Consider the following 21242-nt stretch of genomic DNA (forward strand, 5'->3'; position numbering starts at 1 on the left):
ATTTCTAAACTAAATGTTTTATCATCCGCATTTCCGCCATGAGAGCCCCCCGCTATGCACCGCACGCCTGCCGCTTTGCCAAGGATGCAGCATGATTGAAAATGTCAGCATCCAAAAACGCCGGGATGCGGCGTTTGAGCTGTGGTTATCCTGGCGTTTTGTCAGGAACAACGTCTGGATCGGCATTATCGCGCCAACGTTATTTACGCTGTCGCTCTGCCTCGCCCGGGGGATGGGAACGCAGGCAATAATATCCAGTATTCTGGCTACCTTTATTTATGCTTATTTTCATATCTATATCGCCGATATCAACAGCCAGATATTTGGTATTGAAGAAGACAAAATCAATAAGCCGGACCGTCCGCTGGCGGCTCAGGTCATTACGCTGAAGTCGGCTAAAATCCGCGCCGTCGTTCTCGCCCTGCTGTTTTTCGCCTATGGCCTTTACCTCGGCGTGATTGGCTGGGTGCTGTTCTGGATACTGTGCTCACTGGTATACAGCTATACGCCGTGGAGCAATAACTGGCTGTTGAAGAACGTCTTTGTTTCGCTGGGCATATTGACGCAGCTGCCGGTCGCCGCTCACAACGCCGGCGTGCCGTTCAGGGAGATTGCCGACTGGCTGCTGCCGCTGTTGCTGATGACCAGCTATATGATCACCACGCAGGATTTCAGGGACATTAAAGGCGACGCGCGCATCGGCAGAAAAACTTTTCCGCTGGTGTACGGCATGCGCAAGGGAAAAATAATCATTGCCGTCGCCTATCTGCTTTCCATCGTTATTGCCCACTACACGCTGTTTATGCCCGGTGAACAGAGCGGCAACGCTAGCGCCCTGCCCCTGTTTGAGATAGGATCCGCGCTTATTTTATTGTTCGTCTCAGCGCGTCTTTGCAAAAGAGATGCCGACAGCCGCTATGACCATTTCACCTACCGACTGTGGGAATACTGGTACACCCTGGTGTGTGTTTCCATTATTGCCGTTTATATCAGCCGTTAACCGAGCACACCATGGAGAACGCCATGCCTGAACCTCATGAGCAGGTTATTTTGCTGGATGAGCATTTCCATCAGAGTGGGACAATGGATAAAGCCGTGGTGCATAGCAATCAGACGCCTCTGCACTTGGCCTTTTCCTGCTATGTGTTTAACCGCAAAGGGGAACTGCTGATTACCCGGCGGGCGCTTAACAAAACCGCCTGGCCCGGCGTCTGGAGCAACTCGTTTTGCGGCCATCCGCAGCCCGGTGAAAGCCAAAGCGATGCAATAGCGCGTCGCGCCGCCTTCGAACTGGGCCTGACCATCAGCCCGCCGGAACTGGTGGTTCCCCACTTCCAGTACTGCGTCACCGATGCCTCCGGCGTGATGGAAAATGAATTTTGCCCAATCTACGTCGCGCACAGCGATGCGCAGCCGCAGCCTAATCCGCTTGAAGTGATGGAGTATGTCTGGGTCGGTATCGAACAGGTGATAGACGCCATTAACGCCGTTCCTCAGGTGTTTTCCCCGTGGATGGCGCTACAGCTACAGCAGCCGGAACTGCTGAAAAGAATCGGCGCGTTAGCCTGATATGCATCGGTAGGAAACGGAGACGGGAACAAGGCCCGCCTCACATTCAGCTGGCGCGTTACATACGCGCCGGCAAGGCAGTTACTTCTTCACCGCGTCGCTGACCGCATCCTCAGCCTTCCAGACACGATACTTCACTTGCGCGTCCTGCGGCACATAGACCACGATCGGCAGACGGCTGTTGTAACGCTGCATGGCGGCATCGCCCAGATTTGCCGTCACGAAGGCTTCATGCTTGGTGTTGTCCGGGCAGGCCATCATGGTACTCATCGGGCCGGAGAGTTTATCCAGCACCAGGTAGTCGTAGCCCCAGCCGGACAAGGTTTTGCTTTCCAGCTTGCCGCCCAGCCCATGGTGGTTGCAGTCAACCTGCAGCGTTTTACCGATCAGCAACTCAACCTTATAGTTTTCTTCATGCTCCTGTTTCGGCAGGTAAATCACCTGACGCGTCATGCCTTTTTCCGCCTGCGGGTAAGGGGCAATCTTTTCCAGCGGCTGCTGGCGGATGTCGCCCTTTTCAGTCGCGTTGGTCGCCGCACCGGCAGAAGCAGCCATCATCATGCCGGCTACTAGCAAGGAGATCTTTTTCATGTTCTTTCCCTATGATTCATACTGAAAACCAGACATAAACTAATACACTATACCAACTCTTTCCAATGGTTTAATCTTCTTTACATTGAGACATTAAAAGGAACAACCACTGGAACAAGAGAAAATAGCAGAACAAAAACAATTCACATGAGCAATGTATTGCCGCACTAAGGTTTCCTTAAGCTGGAAAATTTATCGCTGGCAGGCTGATGACCAACGGCGAGCTGGCGCACACACCTCGAAACCCCATCCCGACGTTTATTAAATCAACCCTCAACGGCCAAACACTTTAAGAATGGCTCTATTTACTCCTTGGCGCCATCCTTTTACCGTTGACAAGTTTTTGGCTTAATAGTCAGTGGGTTGCTATTTTTGTGGCTGTCGCGTAGCAAAGCGCTGGACTGAGCATCAGTAATATGTGGTTCGACAGCGCCAGCGGGTATTTCCCCTGGCAGCATAACGTCAGGCTGGATGCGATCAACCACCGGCCCTTGAAGATCGGCGTGATCGCCGCCTCGGTGCTGCCGCTGCTTCCCCGGCGGGCACGCCTCCAGCGGCTTTGCGGTGATGGCGCGGTTCTTTCTGTTTTATCCCCGGCGACCAAAAGTGGCTTATGCCTGCTGGGGTGCCGGCATCACCCCGGGGCTGCTGATGGACTTTGGTCAGGTGATACGCGGCGCACACTTTTTTTCCCATAACCTGTGAGCAGGTTGGTGGGTTTGGTTCAGCCAATTGGCTGTTTATTGGTGGGTTAGCGGCGTTATTCGCCGCAAGACGAGGTAAATATCATGGAGCAGTTGAACTATCTTCTTTTCGCCTGGATTAACGCAACCCCGGCCTCGCCCGAATGGTCGATCGACTTCGCCACCTTCCTGGCGCGTGATGTGATCGCCATCGTTCCGCTATTGATTGTCGGCCTGTGGTTCTGGGGGCCGAAAGACGCGCTGGTTTCACAGCGTGAAGTGGTGGCAAAAACCACCATAGCGCTGGCATTCGCCATCCTGACCTCCGCCGCCATCGGTATGCTGCTGCCGCACGAACGCCCCTTCGTCGCCGGCATCGGCTACACCTTCCTGCATCATGCGCCGGACAGCTCCTTCCCCAGCGATCACGGTACCGCCATATTCACCTTTGCCATGGCATTTTTATGCTGGCACCGGCTGTGGTCCGGCATTGTGCTGATGGTTATCGCCGTCGCCATCGCCTGGTCGCGGGTTTTCCTTGGCGTACACTGGCCGCTGGATATGGTAGGTGGTTTCCTGCTTGGCATGGTGGGCTGCCTGGTGGCGCAGCTGGTGTGGAACCTGTTCGGCAGCGCGATCGCCGCCCGGCTGGAGCGCCTGTACCGTTTCCTGTTCGCCTTCCCTATCCGTAAAGGCTGGATCAAAGAGTAATCCCGTGCGGGGCCGTTGGCCCCGCCGTTATATCCCCCTGCCGGTTTATTCCCTTCAGCACTGCTATGTTATTTAAATAACAAAATACCGCTAAAAACGTGGTAAAAACTCGAATTTCGGCTATAATTACGGGCAAATAATGTTATTATTATAACATTCAGTACTAACCATTCAGAGGAAGCGCAATGACTAGCGAAAACATTGATTACGCCAGCTACATCGACCATACCCTGCTGGCGATGGACGCCACCGAGCAGCAAATCAGCAAACTGTGTGAAGAAGCGCAGCAGCACAATTTCTACGCGGTATGCGTGAACTCCGGTTACGTCCCGCTGGTTGCACAGTTACTGCAGGAAAGCACGGTGAAAGTCTGCTCGGTTATCGGTTTTCCGCTGGGCGCCGGCCTGACCGTCACCAAGGCCTTTGAAGCGAAAGCGGCGATTGCCGCCGGCGCGCAGGAAATCGATATGGTCATCAACGTCGGCTGGCTGAAAAGCGGCATGCTGGAGGATGTCAAAGCCGATATCGCCGCCGTGCGTGAGGTTTGCGCGGCTATCCCATTGAAGGTAATATTGGAAACCTGCCTGCTCAGCGACGCGCAAATCGTGCAAGTGTGTGAAATGTGTCGTGAACTTGACGTCGCCTTTGTCAAAACCTCAACCGGCTTCAGCACCGGCGGCGCTCGTGAAGAGCACGTTAAACTGATGCGCGCTACCGTGGGCAGCGAAATGGGCGTGAAAGCCTCCGGCGCAGTACGCGACCGCGCGACCGCCAAAACGATGATTGAAGCCGGCGCCACGCGTATCGGCACCAGTTCCGGCGTAGCCATCGTATCCGGCGAGCAGGCCGCCGCCGGCAGCTACTGATAGCAACGCCCCCGGCATACTTGCAGTGACCGGGCGCATTTGTTGACTGATGCGGGGTAATGCGTAGTACGCACTGCTCCGCATTGTTGTATCTGGCCCTGGGCCGCCACGGATATCTCTTTATCTCTAAACCGACGGGAGCAACGAATGGAAACGCGGCGCGAAGAACGCATCAATCGATTAGTCCAGGTGTTAAAGCGTTCTGACAAAATCCACTTGAAAGAAGCCGCCGCGCTGCTGGGGGTGTCGGAAATGACCATCCGCCGCGATCTCAGCGCCGAGCCTGCGGCGGTGGTGTTGCTGGGCGGCTACGTGGTGACCGACCCGCGCAACAACGGCGTGACCCATTACTTTGTTTCCGACCAAAAAGCCAAGCAGGTGAGCGAGAAACGGCGCATCGGCCTGCTGGCCGCCCCGCTGATCGCAGAGAATGATACGGTGTTCTTTGATTGCGGCACCACCACGCCAGCGATTATCGACGCCATTGCCGACGACCTGCCCTTCACCGGCGTCTGCCACTCGCTCAATACCTTTCTGGCCCTGCAGGATAAACCGCAGTGCAAGGTGATCCTATGCGGCGGTGAATTCAAGCCGAATAACTATATCTTCAGCAGTATCGGCCAGCGCAACGAAATGGACAGCATCTGTCCCAACATCGCTTTTATTTCCGCCGCAGGCCTCAGCCTACAGCAAGGCGCCAGCTGCTTTAACTTTGACGAGCTGGATATGAAGCACCGGGCGCTGGCGACGGCGCAGCGCAAGGTGCTGGTGGCCGACCACAGTAAATTCGGCAAGGTGAAGCCGGCCTGCATCGGCCCGCTGACCCTGTTTGATCATGTCATCACCGACCAGCGCCCCGACGGCGAATTCAGCGATTTCTTCAATCAGCACGCCATCACCCTGCGCTACTGAGCCATTCAGACCGCTGAGCACGGCTCAGCGGTTCTCTCGTACAAATTATCCGCAATTAAATTACCAATAATCTCATCCGGCTCTGACAATAAGTTAATAAATTGCAACCGGTAACGGGAGTTATTATTTTTTTCTACGCGGAATAACGGCGAAATAGTGAAGCGCAGCATAAGCGTCCGGCAGGTTTTTAGCACATCGCCCCCCATCATTGTTGATTAAAATAACGCCACCGCATCATCTATCGCGGATAAAACAGCCATGGGCGCACGTTTATATGGTGAATGATTAAGCGTTACCCGGCGTTAATAAATCATTTCACCAGGTAGGGTGCATCCGCACAAAAAACCATTAAAACACTGGATAATCATTCGGTTAATAAAAAACCACGTTACACGACGATGTGATCGTCATCACTAAACCCGCTTATTCATCGTTTTTAGCTAGATCCTCGCCACTGCTTAAAATATATTGCTCACCTTCTGTACACAGGCAGCGTTTTATCCGGCCAAGCAGGCAAAAACCCAGATAACGCATGCAGTAATAAAAAAACACAATAAAGCATAATGCTTCACGCAGATGAACATTTAATAAATAAAATTTTAACAAAGTGGGTATTTGCCGCATATATATCGCATTTGAGAGCGTGATCACGGTTGTTTATGCTGGAAATCGCTATCTTTCTGCCATCAAAAACGGGAGACAAGAATCTTCCGAGTTAATACTCTATTTTCCGCCTAACCTGGGCGGCATGATTTTTAGTGTTAGTTCATCGCCACGATAATTAGCACAATAAACAACCAGGGGGAGGTTCCTTTATCCCCGCAAGAAACGCCTGATTTAACCGGCAGCCGCTGACTGATTTACGGCTTTCGGCTTTAACGTAAATTTTTGACTTTGCTTTTAAATTAACGTGTTCACTTCGGAGATATTTATGGACACTACACAGACCGGCACGATTGTCTCGGCAGCATCGGGTTCCAGCAGTACCTGGCGTAAAAGCGATACCATGTGGATGTTGGGCCTGTACGGCACCGCCATCGGCGCAGGCGTGCTGTTCCTGCCCATCAACGCCGGGATCGGCGGCTTAATCCCGCTGATTATCATGGCCATCATCGCCTTCCCGATGACGTTCTTCGCCCACCGCGGCCTGTGCCGTTTTGTCCTGTCCGGCAAAAATCCGGGCGAAGATATCACCGAGGTGGTGGAAGAGCACTTCGGCATCAGCGCCGGTAAGCTGATTACCCTGCTCTACTTCTTCGCCATCTACCCTATCCTGCTGGTTTACAGCGTCGCCATCACCAACACCGTCGACAGTTTCATTACCCATCAGTTGGGCTTGACCTCGCCGCCGCGCGCCATTTTGTCACTGATTCTGATCGTCGGCCTGATGACTATCGTGCGTTTTGGTGAGCAGGCCATCGTCAAAACCATGAGTATTCTGGTATTCCCGTTTGTTGCCGTGCTGATGCTGCTGGCGCTGTACCTGATCCCTAACTGGACCGGCGCTATCTTCGAAAACGTCTCCCTGTCAGGCGCCGGCACCGGAATGGGCCACGGCCTGATGATGACGCTGTGGCTGGCAATCCCGGTGATGGTGTTCTCCTTTAACCACTCACCGATTATTTCCGCCTTTGCCGTGGCGAAACGCGAAGAGTACGGTGCGGACGCCGAGAAAAAATGCTCACGCATTCTGGCCTACGCACACATCATGATGGTGCTGACCGTGATGTTCTTCGTGTTCAGCTGCGTACTCAGCCTGTCGCCGGCCGACCTGGCGGAAGCCAAGGCGCAGAACATCTCTATTCTGTCGTACCTGGCCAACCACTTTAACAACCCGATGATTGAATACATCGCGCCGGTTATCGCCTTTGTCGCCATCACCAAATCGTTCCTGGGCCACTACCTCGGCGCACGTGAAGGTTTCAACGGCATCGTCAGCAAGTCGCTGAAAACCCGTGGCAAAACCATCAGCAGCGGAAAACTGAATCGCATCACCGCCATCTTTATGCTGGTCACCACCTGGATTGTCGCCACGCTGAACCCAAGCATTCTGGGCATGATCGAAACCCTGGGCGGCCCGATTATCGCGATGCTGCTGTTCCTGATGCCGATGTACGCCATCCGTAAAGTACCGGCGATGCGTAAATACGCCGGCCATATCAGCAACGCCTTCGTGGTGCTGATGGGCCTGATCGCCATGTCGGCCATCCTGTACTCTCTGTTTAGCTAAATACACTCCCGCCGGCGCGCCATGCGCCGGCTTGCACCACCCCCTTATTCTGTATTTACCGCCTGACACCTGAAGAAGGAGGCGAGACTATGGTCAGCGTTTTCGATATTTTCAAAATCGGTATCGGTCCATCCAGTTCCCACACCGTCGGCCCGATGAAAGCCGGCAAGCAGTTTATCGACGATCTTATCGCTCATCAGCAGCTGATGGACGCCACCCGTCTGGTGGTGGACGTTTACGGCTCGCTGTCCCTGACCGGTAAGGGGCACCACACCGATCTGGCGATTATCATGGGGCTGGCGGGCAATTTACCGCATGACGTCGATATCGACGCCATCCCTGGTTTTATCCGCCAGGTGGAACAAACCGGCCGCCTGGCGCTGGCGAACGGCTGCCACGAGGTGGATTTCCCGCTGGCGACCAGCATGAACTTCCACCGCGACAACCTGCCGCTACACGAAAACGGCATGCGCATCCGCGCTTTCGACGGCGAGCGGCTGCTGCATGACAAAACCTACTATTCCATCGGCGGCGGTTTTATTGTCGATGAAGCGCATTTCGGCCAGCCCTCTGCCGAGGCGCAGCCGCTGCCCTATCCGTTCCGCTCCGCGCAGGATCTGCAGCAGCACTGTAAAGACACCGGCCTGTCGCTGTCTGGACTGGTAATGCAAAACGAGCTGGCGCTGCGCGACAGGGAAGAGATTGAGACCCACTTTGCCGCCATCTGGCAGGTGATGCGCACCGGTATCGAACGCGGGATGAATACTGAAGGTTTGCTGCCCGGCCCGATGAAAATACCACGCCGCGCCGCCGCCCTGCGCCGCATATTGGTGACCGGCGACAAGAACAACACCGACCCGATGAACGTGGTGGACTGGCTCAATATGTTCGCCTTTGCGGTCAACGAAGAGAATGCCGCCGGCGGGCGGGTGGTGACCGCCCCCACCAACGGCGCCTGCGGGATTATTCCGGCGGTGCTGGCCTATTACGATAAATTTATCCGGCCGGTTAATACCAATTCCTATAGCCGCTTCTTCCTCGTTGCCGGCGCGATCGGCGCGCTCTACAAAATGAACGCCTCAATTTCCGGCGCGGAAGTCGGCTGCCAGGGCGAGGTCGGCGTCGCCTGCTCGATGGCCGCCGCCGGGCTGGCGGAGCTGATGGGCGGCAGCCCGGCGCAGGTGTGTATTGCGGCGGAGATCGCCATGGAACATCATCTGGGGCTGACCTGCGATCCGTTGGCCGGTCAGGTGCAGGTGCCCTGTATCGAACGCAACGCCATCTCCGCCGTGAAGGCGGTCAATGCCGCACGGATGGCGCTGCGCCGCACCAGCGAGCCGCGAGTGTGCCTGGATAAGGTGATTGAAACCATGTATGAAACCGGCAAGGACATGAACGCCAAGTACCGCGAAACCTCACAGGGCGGGCTGGCAATCAAGGTGGTGGCCTGTAATTGATCGCAAAGGGCGCGTCATGCGCCCTTTTTTATTTCCCCGTTAGCGGTCAGCCGAAAATGCTGCCGAACCACTGGGTCACTTTCATCATCACCATATCCCAGATGCGGCTGAAGAAGTTGCCCTCTTTCACCTCCTCCATCACCACCAGCGGGCGCTGATCGACGGTCTTACCGTCCAGTTGGAAGTCAATGGTGCCCACCACCTGATTCTTCGCCAGCGGCGCTTCCAGCGTGGCGGAATTCAGCTTATAGCTGGCCTTCAGGTTTTTCATCTGCCCTTTAGGAATGGTGATCGCCGCGTCTTTCGCCACGCCCAGCGGCACTTCGCTCTGCTTGCCGTACCAGACGCGCTGGGTGATAAACGGTTTATCCGCCTTGATTGGCGTTACGGTTTCAAAGAAACGGAAGCCCCAGGTCAGCAGCTTCTCGCTCTCGCCGAAACGCACGCGGTCACTCGGCGCGCCCAGCACCACAGAAATCAACCGCATCGGCCCTTCGGCCGCCGACGCCACCAGATTATGGCCGGCGCCGCTGGTATAGCCGGTTTTGATGCCGTCCACCTTCAGGTTGGAGCTCCACAGCAGGCGGTTGCGGTTTACCTGACGGATTTTATTGAAGGTGAACTCTTTTTCTTTATGCAGCGCGTACTCATCCGGCACATCGCGGATCAGCGCCTGGCTCAGCAGCGCCATATCGCGGGCGGTGCTGTATTGCCCTTCCGCATCCAGGCCGTGCACCGTCAGGAAGTGGGTATTTTTCAGCCCGAGGTGTTTGACGTAGTTGTTCATCAGCCCGACAAACGCATCTTGGCTGCCGGCCACGTAATCCGCCAGCGCAATGCTGGCATCGTTGCCCGACTGGATCACGATACCTTTGTTCAGCTCCATCACCGGCACCTGATCGCCCGGTTTGATAAACATCAGGGAAGAGCCGCGCAGCGTCGGGTTGCCGGTCGCCCAGGCGTCTTTACCGACGGTAACCGAATCGGTCGGCTTGATTTTGCCGGCCTTGATCGCCTGGCCGATCACATAGCTGGACATGATTTTGGTCAGGCTGGCCGGATCGAGCCGGGTATCCGGGTTACCTTCCGCCAGAATGGTGCCACTGTTGTAATCCATCAGAATAAACGCCTTGGCGTCCACTTTCGGAGCCGTCGGCGGTGTGGCGGCCTGCACGGCCGGCGTTGCCAATAACAGGAAGCCGACGCCGAAGGTCAGCTTTTTCATCGGGGAAACTAAGTGTGTTTTCATCATGTCTTCGCCAGAGTGTCCATTCAATTTATTGAAATCGCGTTACCGTTCAAACTCGTTACGTCAGCCAAATCAGCGAGAAGTCCCGGGCTTCCGCGCCCTGCCGCGTGCCCCCCTGCTACGGGTCATGTCCGGCCAAGGCTTTGCTAAGAGTTTATTAGATTCGTCTTATTTTTGCAGGGATTAGCATGAAATTTCAGCATTTTTACATAACTGTACGCTTTCGCGCGCAAATTGTCGAAAAAGCCATCCGGGCGAGGTTTCTGTATCCCACTAAATCCCACTGACGGCTACACGGCCAAGCATCCAAACATCTTTATATCTAAACATCCAAAAGTTGAATTAATATATTCTAAAATGACATATGTAGCAGTTATTTGTTCTTTTAACCGGGCAAACAGGCAGAGCTATCATCCAAATAACGGCGAATAACGCGCATTATTCTGGAGGGAAACATGGCCATCGCACAATCGGCGCTCGCGACGATCGGTAATACGCCAATGCTGGAGCTGACGCACTTTGATACCGGCCCCTGCCGGTTGTTTATCAAACTGGAGAACCAAAACCCCGGCGGATCTATCAAAGATCGCGTCGCGCTGTCGATGATCGAACAGGCCGAACGCGGCGGGAAACTGCAGCCCGGCGGCACCATTATTGAAGCCACCGCCGGCAATACCGGATTGGGGCTGGCGCTGGTCGCCGCGCTGAAGGGCTACCGCCTGACGCTGGTGGTGCCGGATAAAATGAGCCGCGAGAAAATCTTCCACCTGCGCGCGCTGGGGGCCAACGTGGTGCTGACCCGCTCCGACGTCGGCAAAGGGCACCCGGCCTATTACCAGGATTACGCCCAACGCCTGGCGGACGACACGCCGGGCGCCTTATATATCGACCAGTTTAACAACCCGGCCAACCCGGCGGCACACACCGCCACCACCGCGCCGGAACTGTGGCGGCAGATGGATCACGACGTTGACGCCATCGTGGTCGGCGTCGGTTCAGGCGGCACCCTGAGCGGGCTGAGCCGCTACTTTGCCGAGGTTTCCCCCGCCACCCGTTTTGTGCTGGCGGATCCCGCCGGCTCCATTCTGGCGGACTATCTCGACAGCGGAAATGTGACGGAGGCCGGCAGTTGGCTGGTGGAAGGCATCGGCGAAGACTTTGTGCCGCCGCTCAGCGACTTTCGTCAGGTGGCGGCCGCCTACCGCATCGACGATCGGGAAGCCTTCACCACCGCACGCCAGCTGCTGCAGAGCGAAGGCATACTGGCCGGCTCATCCACCGGCACCTTGCTGGCCGCCGCGCTGCGCTACTGCCGGGCGCAGACCGAGCCGCTGCGCGTGGCAACGTTCGTCTGCGACAGCGGCAATAAATACCTGTCCAAAATGTTCAACGACCGCTGGATGCAGGAGCAGGGGCTACTGGCCACCTCCCAGTTTGGCGATCTGCGCGATCTGATCGCTTACCGCCACGATGAAAACGCCGCGGTAACCGCCGCGCCGGACGATACGCTGGCGGTGGTGCACGCCCGTATGCGTCTGTACGACATCTCTCAACTGCCGGTGTTGGACAACGATCGGCTGGTCGGCCTGATCGATGAGTGGGATCTGCTGCATACCCTGCAGGCCGACGCCGGCAACTTTCGTCTGCCGGCCAGACAGGCCATGACCCGTCAGGTGCAGACGCTGCAGAAAGACGCCGACCCGCAGGCGCTGCTGGCGACCTTCAACCACGGCCACGTGGCGGTCATTCTCGACGGCGAGCGCTTCCTCGGCCTTATCACCCGCACCGACGTTCTGAACGCCTGGCGCCAAAAACTCCGTTAATCAAGGACTCTGTTATGACCAAGTTTGCCACCCAGACCGTACATGCCGGCTATACGCCGGACGCCACCGGCGCGGTGATGCCGGCCATTTACGCCACCTCCACCTATGCCCAGCCGGCGCCGGGCGAGCATACCGGCTATGAATATTCGCGCAGCGGCAACCCGACCCGCAGCGCGCTGGAAAGTGCGATTGTCGAGCTGGAAAACGGCAGCCGCGGCTACGCCTTCGCCTCCGGGCTGGCCGCCTGTTCCACGGTGCTGGAGCTGCTGGATCAGGGCAGCCATCTGGTGGCGGTCGACGACCTGTACGGCGGCACCTACCGCCTGCTGGAAAAAGTGCGCAGCCGCACGGCCGGACTGCGCGTCACCTATGTCGCTCCGGGTGACACGACGGCGCTGGAGCAGGCGATCGAAGCCGACACCAAAATGATCTGGGTGGAGACCCCGACCAACCCGCTGCTGAAGCTGGCCGATCTGGCGGCCATCGCCGCGATCGCCAAGCGGCACCGTCTGATCAGCGTGGCGGACAACACCTTCGCCTCGCCGTATCTGCAGCGCCCGCTGGAGCTGGGGTTCGACGTGGTGGTGCACTCCGCCACCAAGTACCTGAACGGCCACTCCGATGTGGTGGCCGGCCTGGCGGTGGTCGGCGATAACCCGCAGTTGGCGGAGCAGCTCGGTTTTTTGCAAAACGCGGTGGGCGGTATCCTCGACCCGTTCAGCAGCTTCCTCACCCTGCGCGGCATCCGCACCCTGGCGCTGCGGATGGATCGCCACAGCGCCAGCGCGCTGCGCATCGCCCAATGGCTGGAACAGCAGCCGCAGGTGGAAAACGTCTACTATCCGGGCTTAACCAGCCATCCGCAGCACGCGCTGGCCGGCCGGCAGATGCGCCAATTTGGCGGCATGATTTCACTGCGGCTGCGCGGCGATGATGACTACGCGCGACGGGTCATCCAGCGGCTGACCCTGTTTACGCTGGCGGAAAGCCTGGGCGGCGTGGAAAGCCTGATCGGCCAGCCCGCCAGTATGACGCACGCCTCCATTCCGCTGGAACAGCGGCTGAAGACCGGCATCACGCCGCAGCTGCTGCGCTTGTCGGTCGGCATTGAAGACGCCGAAGATCTGATTGCCGATCTGCAGCAGGCGCTGGCGGAATAAACTTTTTACTTTACCCTCCCCACGCTCCCCGGCCGCCCGGCCGGGGACATCGGCCGTCATATCAGCGTCATCAATATTCCTTAAGCTCGGCGCAATTTTATCGTCAGCGGCGAATCCGCTATCCTTAAGCGCACTGCCACCCGACCGGAGAAAAACCGATGGATTTAGCCCTGTTCGACCTGGATGAAACCCTGATTAATGAAGACAGCGCCAGCCTGTGGATCCGCTGGCTGGTTTCCCAGGGGTTTGCGCCGGATGAGCTGGCCACGCAGGAACAGCAACTGATGCAGCACTATTATCAGGGCAAACTGTCGATGGAGCAGTATATGCAGGCCACGCTGTCGCCGCTGGCCGGGCGCAGCGTCCAGACCGTCGCCGGCTGGGTGGCGCGCTACATCCGCCGTGATATTCTGCCGCGCGTCTACCCCGCGGCGCATGAGCGTCTGCAGTGGCACCGCAGCCGCGGCGACCACATCCTGGTAATCTCCGCCACCGGCGAGCATTTGGTGGCCCCCATCGCCGAACAGCTGGGCGCCGACGGCGCGCTGGCGATCGGCGTTGAGGTGGACGACGGCCGCTTTACCGGCCGCACCTACGGCACCATGACCTATCAGCAGGGCAAAGTGATCCGCCTCGAAGCGTGGCTGGCGCAGCATCCGCAGCGGCATTTCGGGCAGCTGTACGCCTACAGCGACTCGCTGAACGACCGGCCGATGCTGGAATATGCCGACCATGCGGCGGTGATTAACCCCGACGCCGAGTTACAGGCGCTGGCGCAGCAAAACGGCTGGGAAATCTGCCGCTGGACGCGCTGACATAAACTCCGGGTGACAAATGCCAGATTGTGGCGTAGGAATAAAGCACGCAATCACACCGTCTATCTGGAGGCATAGCATGCTGACTATCTGGGGCCGAGAGAATTCCAACAACGTGCGCAAAGTGCGCTGGTGCGCCGCCGAGCTGGGGCTAAGCTACCAGCATATCAACGCCGGCGGCGCCTACGGCAAAGTGAATGAGCAGCAGTACCGCGCGCTCAACCCGAACGGCCTGGTGCCGCTGCTGCAGGACGATGACTTTGTGCTGTGGGAATCCAACACCATCGTGCGCTATCTGGCGGCGAAATACGGCGACGCGCCCTTTTACCCGCAGGATTTGCAACAGCGCGCGGCAGCGGAGAAATGGATGGACTGGAACACCGCCAGCGTGACCGAACCGTTCCGCACGGTATTTTGGGGATTGGTGCGCACCCTGCCGGAACAGCGCGATATGCTGAAGATTGAGGCGGCGATCGGCGCGCTGGAAAAATGCTTTGATATCGTCGAACAGGAACTGGGACGGCAGCCCTATCTCTCCGGCGAAGCGTTCGGCATCGGCGATATTCCGCTCGGCAGCTTTATTTACGCCTGGTTCGAAATGCCGATCGAGCGGCAAGCGCGCCCCAATATGGAGCGCTGGTACCAACAGCTCTGCACCCGTCCGGCCTACCGCAGCGGCGTTATGACGCCGTTAACCTGACGGGCCTTCCCCTACGCGCAGCAGTTTGCCGTTGCTTTCATCGGTTAACAGATACAGATAACCGTCCGGCCCGCTGCGCACCTCACGGATCCGCTCGCCACGATCCTCCAGCAGCCGCTCTTCCGCCACGATTTTATTGTCCACCAGCGTCAGTCGGATCAGCGCCTTCTGCGCCAGCGCGCCGATAAACAGCGAATGCTGCCAACCGCCAAAGCGCGGGTTATCATAAAACGCCATGCCGCTGATGCCCGGCGACACCTGCCAGTAGTGCGCCGGCGCCTGCGTTCCCGCCGCATATTGCCCCTTGGCCTCCGGAATCGGCTGCCCGGAGTAATTGATGCCATAGGTGGCGAGCGGCCAGCCGTAATTTTTCCCCGGCTGCAGAATATTGATCTCATCGCCGCCGCGCGGGCCGTGTTCATGTTCCCACAGCGCGCCGTTCCACGGATTGATCGCCAGCCCCTGCGGGTTGCGTATGCCGTACGCCCAAATCTCCGCCTTTTTACCCTGCTGGCCGGCAAACGGGTTGCCCGGTGCAGGCTTGCCCTCGGCGGTCAGCCGCACTACCTTGCCCTGCAGCTTGTCGAGATCCTGCGCCGTCGGCCGCTGGTTGTTTTCCCCCAGCGCGACAAACAGCATCCCTTGACGGTCAAATACCATCTTGCCGCCGAAATGGTTGCCCACCGACAGCTTCGGCTGCTGGCGGAAGATGACGCGGAAATCCTCAAGCCGGCGCTTATCGTCGCTCAGCCGGCCGTAGCCCACCGCGGTGCCGGCTTTACCGTCGTCCCCGGCTTCGGCAAAGCTGAGATACACCCGCCGGCTGCTGGCAAAGTCCGGCGCCAGCACTACATCCAGCAGGCCGCCCTGTCCCTGCGCGTAGACCTGCGGTATGCCGTCAATCGGCGCCGACAGCCCTTTGTCCTGTTGCCACAGGCGTAAACGGCCGGGCCGCTCGGTAATCAGCATCCCCTGCTGGGCGGGCAAAAACGCCAGCGACCACGGGTACTCCAGCCGCTCCTGCAGTTGGGTTACTTCCGGCGCGGCCTGCACGCCGCCGCTCAGCAGCAGGCCGGTCAGTAATGTCGTTCGGGTCATTCGAAACATGCATCCCCCTTATTTATCAGCGCCTTTTCAGTGTAGCCCAGCCTACCCGCGCTGCCGCCGACCGGCCGTTTATCTTTGGCTTTATCTGTGCTTAAGTTAAGAAAAGCACAAGGAGCGATCATGAATATCACCGTAACAGAAACCATGAGTGACGAGACGCTGGACGCCGTGCGCCAGGGGCTGATGGCGTACAACCGGCCGTTTATCGATACCAGTCTGCGCAAGCCGCTCAGCGTTTACGCCAAAGACGATGACGGCCAGGTGGTGGCCGGCCTGACCGCCGTCACCTGGGGCAACTGGCTGAGTATCGACTGGCTGTGGGTGGCGGAATCTCAGCGCGGCAGCGGCCTGGGGCGCCAGGTGATGCTGGCGGCCGAACTGCAGGCGATGATGCGCGGCTGCCGCTATGCCCGCGTGGATACCTTCAGTTTTCAGGCGCGGCCGTTTTACCAGAAGCTGGGCTATCAGGTGCAGATGACATTGGAAAACTATCCGCTGGAGCACCAGTGCTATTTTCTGACTAAAACGCTGATTGATTAACGGGTGGCAAATGGACAGCAAAACCATGGTGGTCAACAGCGTCGCCTATAGGGCGGGCAAGCGTTTGAACGACGTCACCATTGACGATATCAGTGAGGTGGTCAAGCAGCCGGACACCTTTGTCTGGCTGGGGCTATGGCAGCCCGAAGACGCTTTTATGCGTAAAATTCAGCAGGAGTTCGGCCTGCACGATCTGGCGATTGAAGACGCGCTCTGTGCCCATCAGCGGCCGAAAATCGAAGCCTACGGCGACTCGCTGTTTATCGTGGTGAAAACCGCGCAGATGGCCGGCGAAGAGGAAGACGTGGAGTACGGTGAAACGCACTTTTTCGTCGGTAAAAATTTCCTGATCACCGTACGCCACGGCGCGTCGGTCAGCTACGCGCCGATCCGCGCCAAGGCGGAGGAGAACCCCAAACAGCTGTGCCACGGCCCCGGCTTTGCGCTGTACGCCGTGCTGGATTTTATCGTCGACAATTACCGGTTGATCGTTGCGCGCTTTGAAACGCTGATCGAAACGCTGGAGGCCAGCATGTTTAACGCCGAGTTCGATCAGACCGCGATTGAAAATGTCTACGGCCTGCGGCGTCACCTGCTGGCGCTGCGCAACGCCGCCCAGCCGATGGACGAAATCTGCAGCCAGCTTATCCGGCTGCACGAAGACGTGATCCCGAAGGAGCTGCGCGCTTACGTGCGCGACGTACAGGACCATGCGCGCCAGGTGGTCAGCACTATCGACGATATGCGTGAAATGCTGACCAACGCCATGCACGTCAATCTGGCGCTGGTGACGGTAAAACAAAACGAGGTGGTGAAAAAGCTGGCCGGCTGGGGGGCGATTCTGGCCATCCCGACGGTGATTTTCAGCCTATACGGCATGAACTTCGCCGATATGCCGGAGCTGAAGTTCCCCTGGGCTTACCACGCGACGCTGGCGGTCACCGTCGGCGGCTGCGCGCTGATGTACCAGAAGCTGAGGCGCGCCGGCTGGCTGTAAGTCCTCTGAAAAATGAAGGCGTCAGGACGATGCCCCATCATGTTGCGATTAGCAGCATCGGGTGTCTCCGGAACGGTCATCATCGACGGGGGATAATCCATTCTCCGCCATCAGGCGTTCGCCGGTTTATTAGGCTGTCACGGCCCTATGGATATTCGCTCAGCTAGGAATTTTCTCTAAGCCTGACGCCCACTTAGCCCACTGCAGATAGAACTGGAGCTTTATTTTTAACCTGGTGTAAAATCCCGCAACCTAACCATAATAACGATTTATTTTTGACCTATGAGCAATGTAGCAAGCAAGCCGCCTAAAGTTGGATTTCTTTCGTTAGGTTGCCCAAAAAACCTGGTGGATTCGGAACGGATCCTCACTGAACTGCGTAACGAAGGCTATCAGGTGGTGCCGCGTTACGATGACGCCGAACTGGTGATCGTCAATACCTGCGGTTTTATCGACAGCGCGGTGCAAGAATCGCTGGAAGCCATCGGCGAAGCACTGCATGAGAACGGCAAGGTGATCGTCACCGGCTGCCTCGGCGCCAAAGAAGACCAAATCCGCGAAGTGCATCCCAAAGTGCTGGAAATTACCGGGCCGCACAGCTACGAACAGGTTTTGTCGCACGTTCATCACTATGTGCCGAAGCCGGCGCATAACCCGTTCATCAGCCTGATCCCGGCGCAGGGCGTCAAGCTGACGCCGAAGCACTACGCCTACCTGAAAATCTCCGAAGGCTGCAACCACCGCTGCACCTTCTGCATTATTCCGTCGATGCGCGGCGATCTCGACAGTCGTCCTATCGGCTCGGTGCTGGATGAAGCTAAACGCCTGGTGGAGTCCGGCGTCAAAGAGCTGCTGGTGATCTCCCAGGACACCTCGGCCTACGGCGCGGACGTCAAACAGCGCACCGGCTTCTGGAACGGCCAGCCGGTCAAAACCAGCATGGTCAGCCTGTGCGAACAGCTGGCCGGCCTCGGCGTCTGGGTGCGTCTGCACTATGTCTACCCGTACCCGCACGTGGACGAGGTGATCCCGCTGATGGCTGCCGGCAAGATCCTGCCGTATCTGGATATTCCCCTGCAGCACGCCAGCCCGAAAATCCTCAGGCTGATGAAGCGGCCGGGCGCGGTCGAACGCACGCTGGAGCGCATCAAACGCTGGCGTGAGATCTGCCCGGAACTGACGCTGCGCTCCACCTTTATCGTCGGCTTTCCGGGGGAAAGCGAAGAGGACTTCCAGCTGCTGCTCGACTTCCTGCAGCAGGCCAGGCTGGACCGCGTCGGCTGCTTCAAGTACAGCCCAGTGGAAGGCGCCGCGGCCAATGAACTGGCGGACCCGGTGCCGGAAGAGGTCAAAGAGGCGCGCTACCACCGCTTTATGCGGCTGCAGCAGCAGATATCGGCGCAGCGCCTGCAGGAAAAAGTGGGCCGCGAACTGCTGGTGCTGATCGATAAGATCGACGCGGAAGGTGCGATTGGCCGCAGTATGGCCGATGCGCCGGAGATCGACGGCGTGGTGTACCTGAACGGCGAAACCGACGTGAATGTGGGCGATATCGTCAAGGTGAAAATCGACCACGCCGACGAATATGATCTGTGGGGCAACCGCGTCTGAATGCGCTTTGGCGCTGCCGAAAGACCTGCAGCGCCAAAGCAGCACGCTTAGCTGACCGGCATCCGCGCCGGATCCGGGTGCTGATAAACAAACCCCAGTTCCCGGCAAATCCGGCTGCCGTCCACCAGCCGCGCCGGCTGCTCCGCTTCTGCCGCGAACTGCGGCGGCGTAAGCTGTAATTGCGCCGCCAGCTGCGGATAGAACTCGCGTTTCTGCGGGTGGCGCGGCGCGCACAGGTTATAAATATGCCCGCCCTGCGGCAACGCCAGCAGCAGCTGAATAGCGGCAATCACATCATCCTGATGCACCAGATTGACCCCCTGCGAACCGCCTTTCACTTCCACTTTACCGGCCAGAAAACGGCCCGGATGGCGCTCGGCGCCCACCAGCCCGGCCAGGCGCATAATGTCCACCGAGGTATTGGGCAACTCATGCAGCCAGCGCTCCAGCTCCGCCAGCACGCGACCCGAAGGGCTTATCGGATTGACGGGCGAATCCTCACTCAGCATGCCGGCGGCGTCGCCGTACACCGAGGTTGAGCTGGTGAAAATAATCCGCGACACGCCGTAGGCCATCGCACTGTCCACCAGCATGCGCACCGCGTTGAAGTAGTTTTCACTGCCTTCGACGGTGCGGCGCGCCGGCAGCGTGATCACCAGCGCATCGACCTGCAGCAGCGCATCCAGGTCGTCCGGCTCGCATTCCAATTCCGGCGTCAGCGCCAGCGGATAGCATTCAATACCGCTCATACGCGCGGCTTCCACGCCGTCCGGGGTGGTTTTACTGCCCACCACCTCAAACCCGCGGCTTATCAATGACAGTGCCAACGGCATGCCCAGCCAGCCAAGGCCAACAATGGCGACTTTTTTCATCTCTTCCTCTCCTGAAGATTACGGCGCACTTCGGTTATCAAGGCTACGCCAGTCGCGGCAGCGTGGCAATCTGCGCCCTGTCGGGTTAGGTCAACCGGCGTTTAGCTAATAACTGAACCTGTTTCAATAAATTAAATTTATGACCGTAAAAAAGGGTTGCGCTCTCCATAACCTATAGTTTAGGTTAATTAGCAATTCAGTCATTCATGACCTAACACGAGATTACACATGACGCGCATTCAGTTCAGCCACCATCATCACCATCATCCTGACTAGTCTTTCAGGCGATGAGTGCTGGGAGACGGTTTTTAAATCTTCCAGCGGCGCGCAGATTGTAAGAGAGAGCCCTCGGAAGATTTCTTCCGAGGGTTTTTTTTTGCCCCCGGACAGACAGAAAAGTATTTTTTACAATAAATTCATAAAATTACAGATTAAACAGAGGTTACCATGCTGGACAAAACACGCTTACGAATCGCCATGCAGAAGTCGGGCCGCCTGAGCGACGAGTCGCAGGAGCTGCTGGCGCGCTGCGGGATTAAAATCAACCTGCAGCAGCAACGCCTGATCGCCTTCGCGGAAAACATGCCGATCGATATTCTGCGGGTGCGTGATGACGATATTCCCGGCCTGGTGATGGACGGCGTGGTTGACCTCGGCATCATCGGCGAAAACGTACTGGAAGAAGAGCTGCTGACCCGCCGCGCACAGGGCGAAGACCCACGTTATACCACCCTGCGCCGTCTGGATTTCGGCGGTTGTCGCCTGTCGCTGGCCGCTCCGCTCGATACCGACTACACCGGCCCGCAAAGCCTGCAAGACGCCCGCATCGCCACCTCTTACCCGCACCTGCTGAAACAGTACCTCGACAAACAGGGCGTACGCTTTAAATCCTGCCTGCTGAACGGTTCGGTGGAAGTCGCGCCGCGCGCCGGCCTGGCGGACGCCATCTGCGATCTGGTGTCGACCGGCGCCACGCTGGAAGCCAACGGCCTGCGCGAGGTCGAAGTCATCTACCGCTCCAAGGCCTGCCTGATTCAGCGCGACGGCGACATGCCGGCCGCCAAGCAGCAGTTGATCGACCGCCTGATGACCCGTATTCAGGGCGTGATCCAGGCGCGGGAATCCAAATACATCATGCTGCACGCGCCAAGCGAACGTCTGGAAGAGATCGTCGCACTGCTGCCGGGCGCCGAGCGCCCGACCATTCTGCCGCTGGCCGGCGCGCAGAACCGCGTGGCGATGCACATGGTCAGCAGCGAGACCCTGTTCTGGGAAACCATGGAGAAGCTGAAGGCGCTCGGCGCCAGCTCGATTCTGGTGCTGCCAATCGAAAAGATGATGGAGTAACG

Annotated in this window: 20 protein-coding genes, 1 pseudogene and 1 other annotated feature; of the genes and pseudogenes, 17 read left to right on the forward strand and 4 right to left on the reverse strand. The window is 57.9% G+C overall.

Going from position 1 to position 21242, the window contains the following annotated elements; translation table 11 throughout:
* Positions 1-91: 91 nt before the first annotated feature.
* Both FO014_RS02295 and idi read left to right on the forward strand, forming a co-directional pair.
* The gene (locus tag FO014_RS02295) at positions 92-1000 is read left to right on the forward strand and encodes a UbiA family prenyltransferase (RefSeq protein WP_160027481.1); all 909 of its coding nucleotides are present in this window, start codon (positions 92-94) and stop codon (positions 998-1000) included.
* Between the two features lie 23 nt (positions 1001-1023).
* On the forward strand, positions 1024-1569 hold the full coding sequence (gene idi, locus FO014_RS02300) for an isopentenyl-diphosphate Delta-isomerase (RefSeq protein ID WP_160027483.1): 546 nt from the start codon (positions 1024-1026) through the stop codon (positions 1567-1569).
* Positions 1570-1650: 81 nt separating this feature from the next.
* Here idi and eco read toward each other — a convergent pair whose 3' ends face one another.
* The gene (eco, locus tag FO014_RS02305) at positions 1651-2160 is read right to left on the reverse strand and encodes a serine protease inhibitor ecotin (protein WP_160027485.1); all 510 of its coding nucleotides are present in this window, start codon (positions 2158-2160) and stop codon (positions 1651-1653) included.
* Positions 2161-2511: 351 nt separating this feature from the next.
* On the opposite strand from eco, the pseudogene FO014_RS02310 reads away from it, so the two are divergent.
* The 6 genes and pseudogenes from FO014_RS02310 to FO014_RS02335 all read left to right on the forward strand — a co-directional run bounded on the left by FO014_RS02310 (position 2512) and on the right by FO014_RS02335 (position 9019).
* Positions 2512-2943: pseudogene (locus FO014_RS02310) on the forward strand (phosphatase PAP2 family protein).
* Between the two features lie 5 nt (positions 2944-2948).
* Positions 2949-3554, forward strand: coding sequence for an undecaprenyl-diphosphate phosphatase (gene ybjG / locus FO014_RS02315; RefSeq protein WP_160027487.1), 606 nt, complete (start codon positions 2949-2951; stop codon positions 3552-3554).
* A gap of 185 nt (positions 3555-3739) precedes the next feature.
* Positions 3740-4420, forward strand: coding sequence for a deoxyribose-phosphate aldolase (deoC, locus tag FO014_RS02320; RefSeq protein ID WP_105230468.1), 681 nt, complete (start codon positions 3740-3742; stop codon positions 4418-4420).
* Positions 4421-4567: 147 nt separating this feature from the next.
* Entirely contained in the window at positions 4568-5332 is a 765-nt protein-coding gene (deoR, locus tag FO014_RS02325) for a DNA-binding transcriptional repressor DeoR (RefSeq protein WP_160027489.1), read from the forward strand.
* A 931-nt stretch (positions 5333-6263) separates the two neighbouring features.
* Complete coding sequence (locus FO014_RS02330) at positions 6264-7562, forward strand: HAAAP family serine/threonine permease (protein ID WP_160027491.1); 1299 nt, start codon at positions 6264-6266, stop codon at positions 7560-7562.
* Between the two features lie 89 nt (positions 7563-7651).
* Positions 7652-9019: an L-serine ammonia-lyase gene (locus FO014_RS02335; RefSeq protein WP_160027493.1), complete on the forward strand. Its 1368-nt coding sequence runs from the start codon at positions 7652-7654 to the stop codon at positions 9017-9019.
* 46 nt (positions 9020-9065) lie between these two features.
* Here FO014_RS02335 and FO014_RS02340 read toward each other — a convergent pair whose 3' ends face one another.
* Positions 9066-10271 carry a serine hydrolase gene (locus FO014_RS02340; protein ID WP_201282910.1) on the reverse strand — a complete coding sequence of 402 codons (1206 nt, stop codon included), beginning with the start codon at positions 10269-10271 and terminating at the stop codon, positions 9066-9068.
* A 452-nt stretch (positions 10272-10723) separates the two neighbouring features.
* On the opposite strand from FO014_RS02340, the gene FO014_RS02345 reads away from it, so the two are divergent.
* The 4 genes from FO014_RS02345 to FO014_RS02360 all read left to right on the forward strand — a co-directional run bounded on the left by FO014_RS02345 (position 10724) and on the right by FO014_RS02360 (position 14766).
* Positions 10724-12091, forward strand: coding sequence for a pyridoxal-phosphate dependent enzyme (locus FO014_RS02345; RefSeq protein ID WP_160027497.1), 1368 nt, complete (start codon positions 10724-10726; stop codon positions 12089-12091).
* A 14-nt stretch (positions 12092-12105) separates the two neighbouring features.
* Positions 12106-13251: a trans-sulfuration enzyme family protein gene (locus tag FO014_RS02350; RefSeq protein WP_160027499.1), complete on the forward strand. Its 1146-nt coding sequence runs from the start codon at positions 12106-12108 to the stop codon at positions 13249-13251.
* A 158-nt stretch (positions 13252-13409) separates the two neighbouring features.
* Entirely contained in the window at positions 13410-14066 is a 657-nt protein-coding gene (locus tag FO014_RS02355) for an HAD family hydrolase (protein WP_160027501.1), read from the forward strand.
* A gap of 79 nt (positions 14067-14145) precedes the next feature.
* A complete protein-coding gene (locus FO014_RS02360) occupies positions 14146-14766 on the forward strand; it encodes a glutathione S-transferase family protein (protein WP_160027503.1) in 621 nt (206 codons plus the stop codon).
* On the opposite strand, the gene FO014_RS02365 is transcribed toward FO014_RS02360, so the two are convergent.
* On the reverse strand, positions 14758-15864 hold the full coding sequence (locus FO014_RS02365) for a PQQ-dependent sugar dehydrogenase (protein WP_160031331.1): 1107 nt from the start codon (positions 15862-15864) through the stop codon (positions 14758-14760). The genes FO014_RS02360 and FO014_RS02365 overlap by 9 nt on opposite strands.
* Positions 15865-15993: 129 nt before the next feature.
* Between FO014_RS02365 and FO014_RS02370 the strand changes: the two genes are divergently transcribed.
* The 3 genes from FO014_RS02370 to rimO all read left to right on the forward strand — a co-directional run bounded on the left by FO014_RS02370 (position 15994) and on the right by rimO (position 19021).
* Positions 15994-16413: a GNAT family N-acetyltransferase gene (locus tag FO014_RS02370; RefSeq protein WP_160027505.1), complete on the forward strand. Its 420-nt coding sequence runs from the start codon at positions 15994-15996 to the stop codon at positions 16411-16413.
* A gap of 10 nt (positions 16414-16423) precedes the next feature.
* Positions 16424-17410 carry a magnesium and cobalt transport protein CorA gene (locus tag FO014_RS02375; RefSeq protein WP_160027507.1) on the forward strand — a complete coding sequence of 329 codons (987 nt, stop codon included), beginning with the start codon at positions 16424-16426 and terminating at the stop codon, positions 17408-17410.
* Positions 17411-17692: 282 nt separating this feature from the next.
* Positions 17693-19021 (forward strand): 30S ribosomal protein S12 methylthiotransferase RimO, encoded by a 1329-nt coding sequence (gene rimO, locus FO014_RS02380; RefSeq protein WP_160027509.1) that lies wholly within the window; start codon positions 17693-17695, stop codon positions 19019-19021.
* 47 nt (positions 19022-19068) lie between these two features.
* Here rimO and FO014_RS02385 read toward each other — a convergent pair whose 3' ends face one another.
* Positions 19069-19893: an SDR family oxidoreductase gene (locus FO014_RS02385; protein ID WP_160027511.1), complete on the reverse strand. Its 825-nt coding sequence runs from the start codon at positions 19891-19893 to the stop codon at positions 19069-19071.
* 228 nt (positions 19894-20121) lie between these two features.
* Between FO014_RS02385 and hisL the strand changes: the two genes are divergently transcribed.
* Both hisL and hisG read left to right on the forward strand, forming a co-directional pair.
* Positions 20122-20169, forward strand: a complete 48-nt coding sequence (gene hisL, locus FO014_RS02390; protein ID WP_101495319.1) for a his operon leader peptide — start codon at positions 20122-20124, stop codon at positions 20167-20169.
* Positions 20145-20271: a sequence feature (His leader region), on the forward strand. Its footprint overlaps the gene before it by 25 nt.
* A 69-nt stretch (positions 20272-20340) precedes the next feature.
* Positions 20341-21240: an ATP phosphoribosyltransferase gene (hisG, locus tag FO014_RS02395; RefSeq protein ID WP_105230452.1), complete on the forward strand. Its 900-nt coding sequence runs from the start codon at positions 20341-20343 to the stop codon at positions 21238-21240.
* The last annotated feature ends 2 nt before the right edge of the window (positions 21241-21242 follow it).

The organism is Serratia rhizosphaerae (assembly GCF_009817885.1).
Lineage (GTDB): Bacteria > Pseudomonadota > Gammaproteobacteria > Enterobacterales > Enterobacteriaceae > Serratia_B > Serratia_B rhizosphaerae.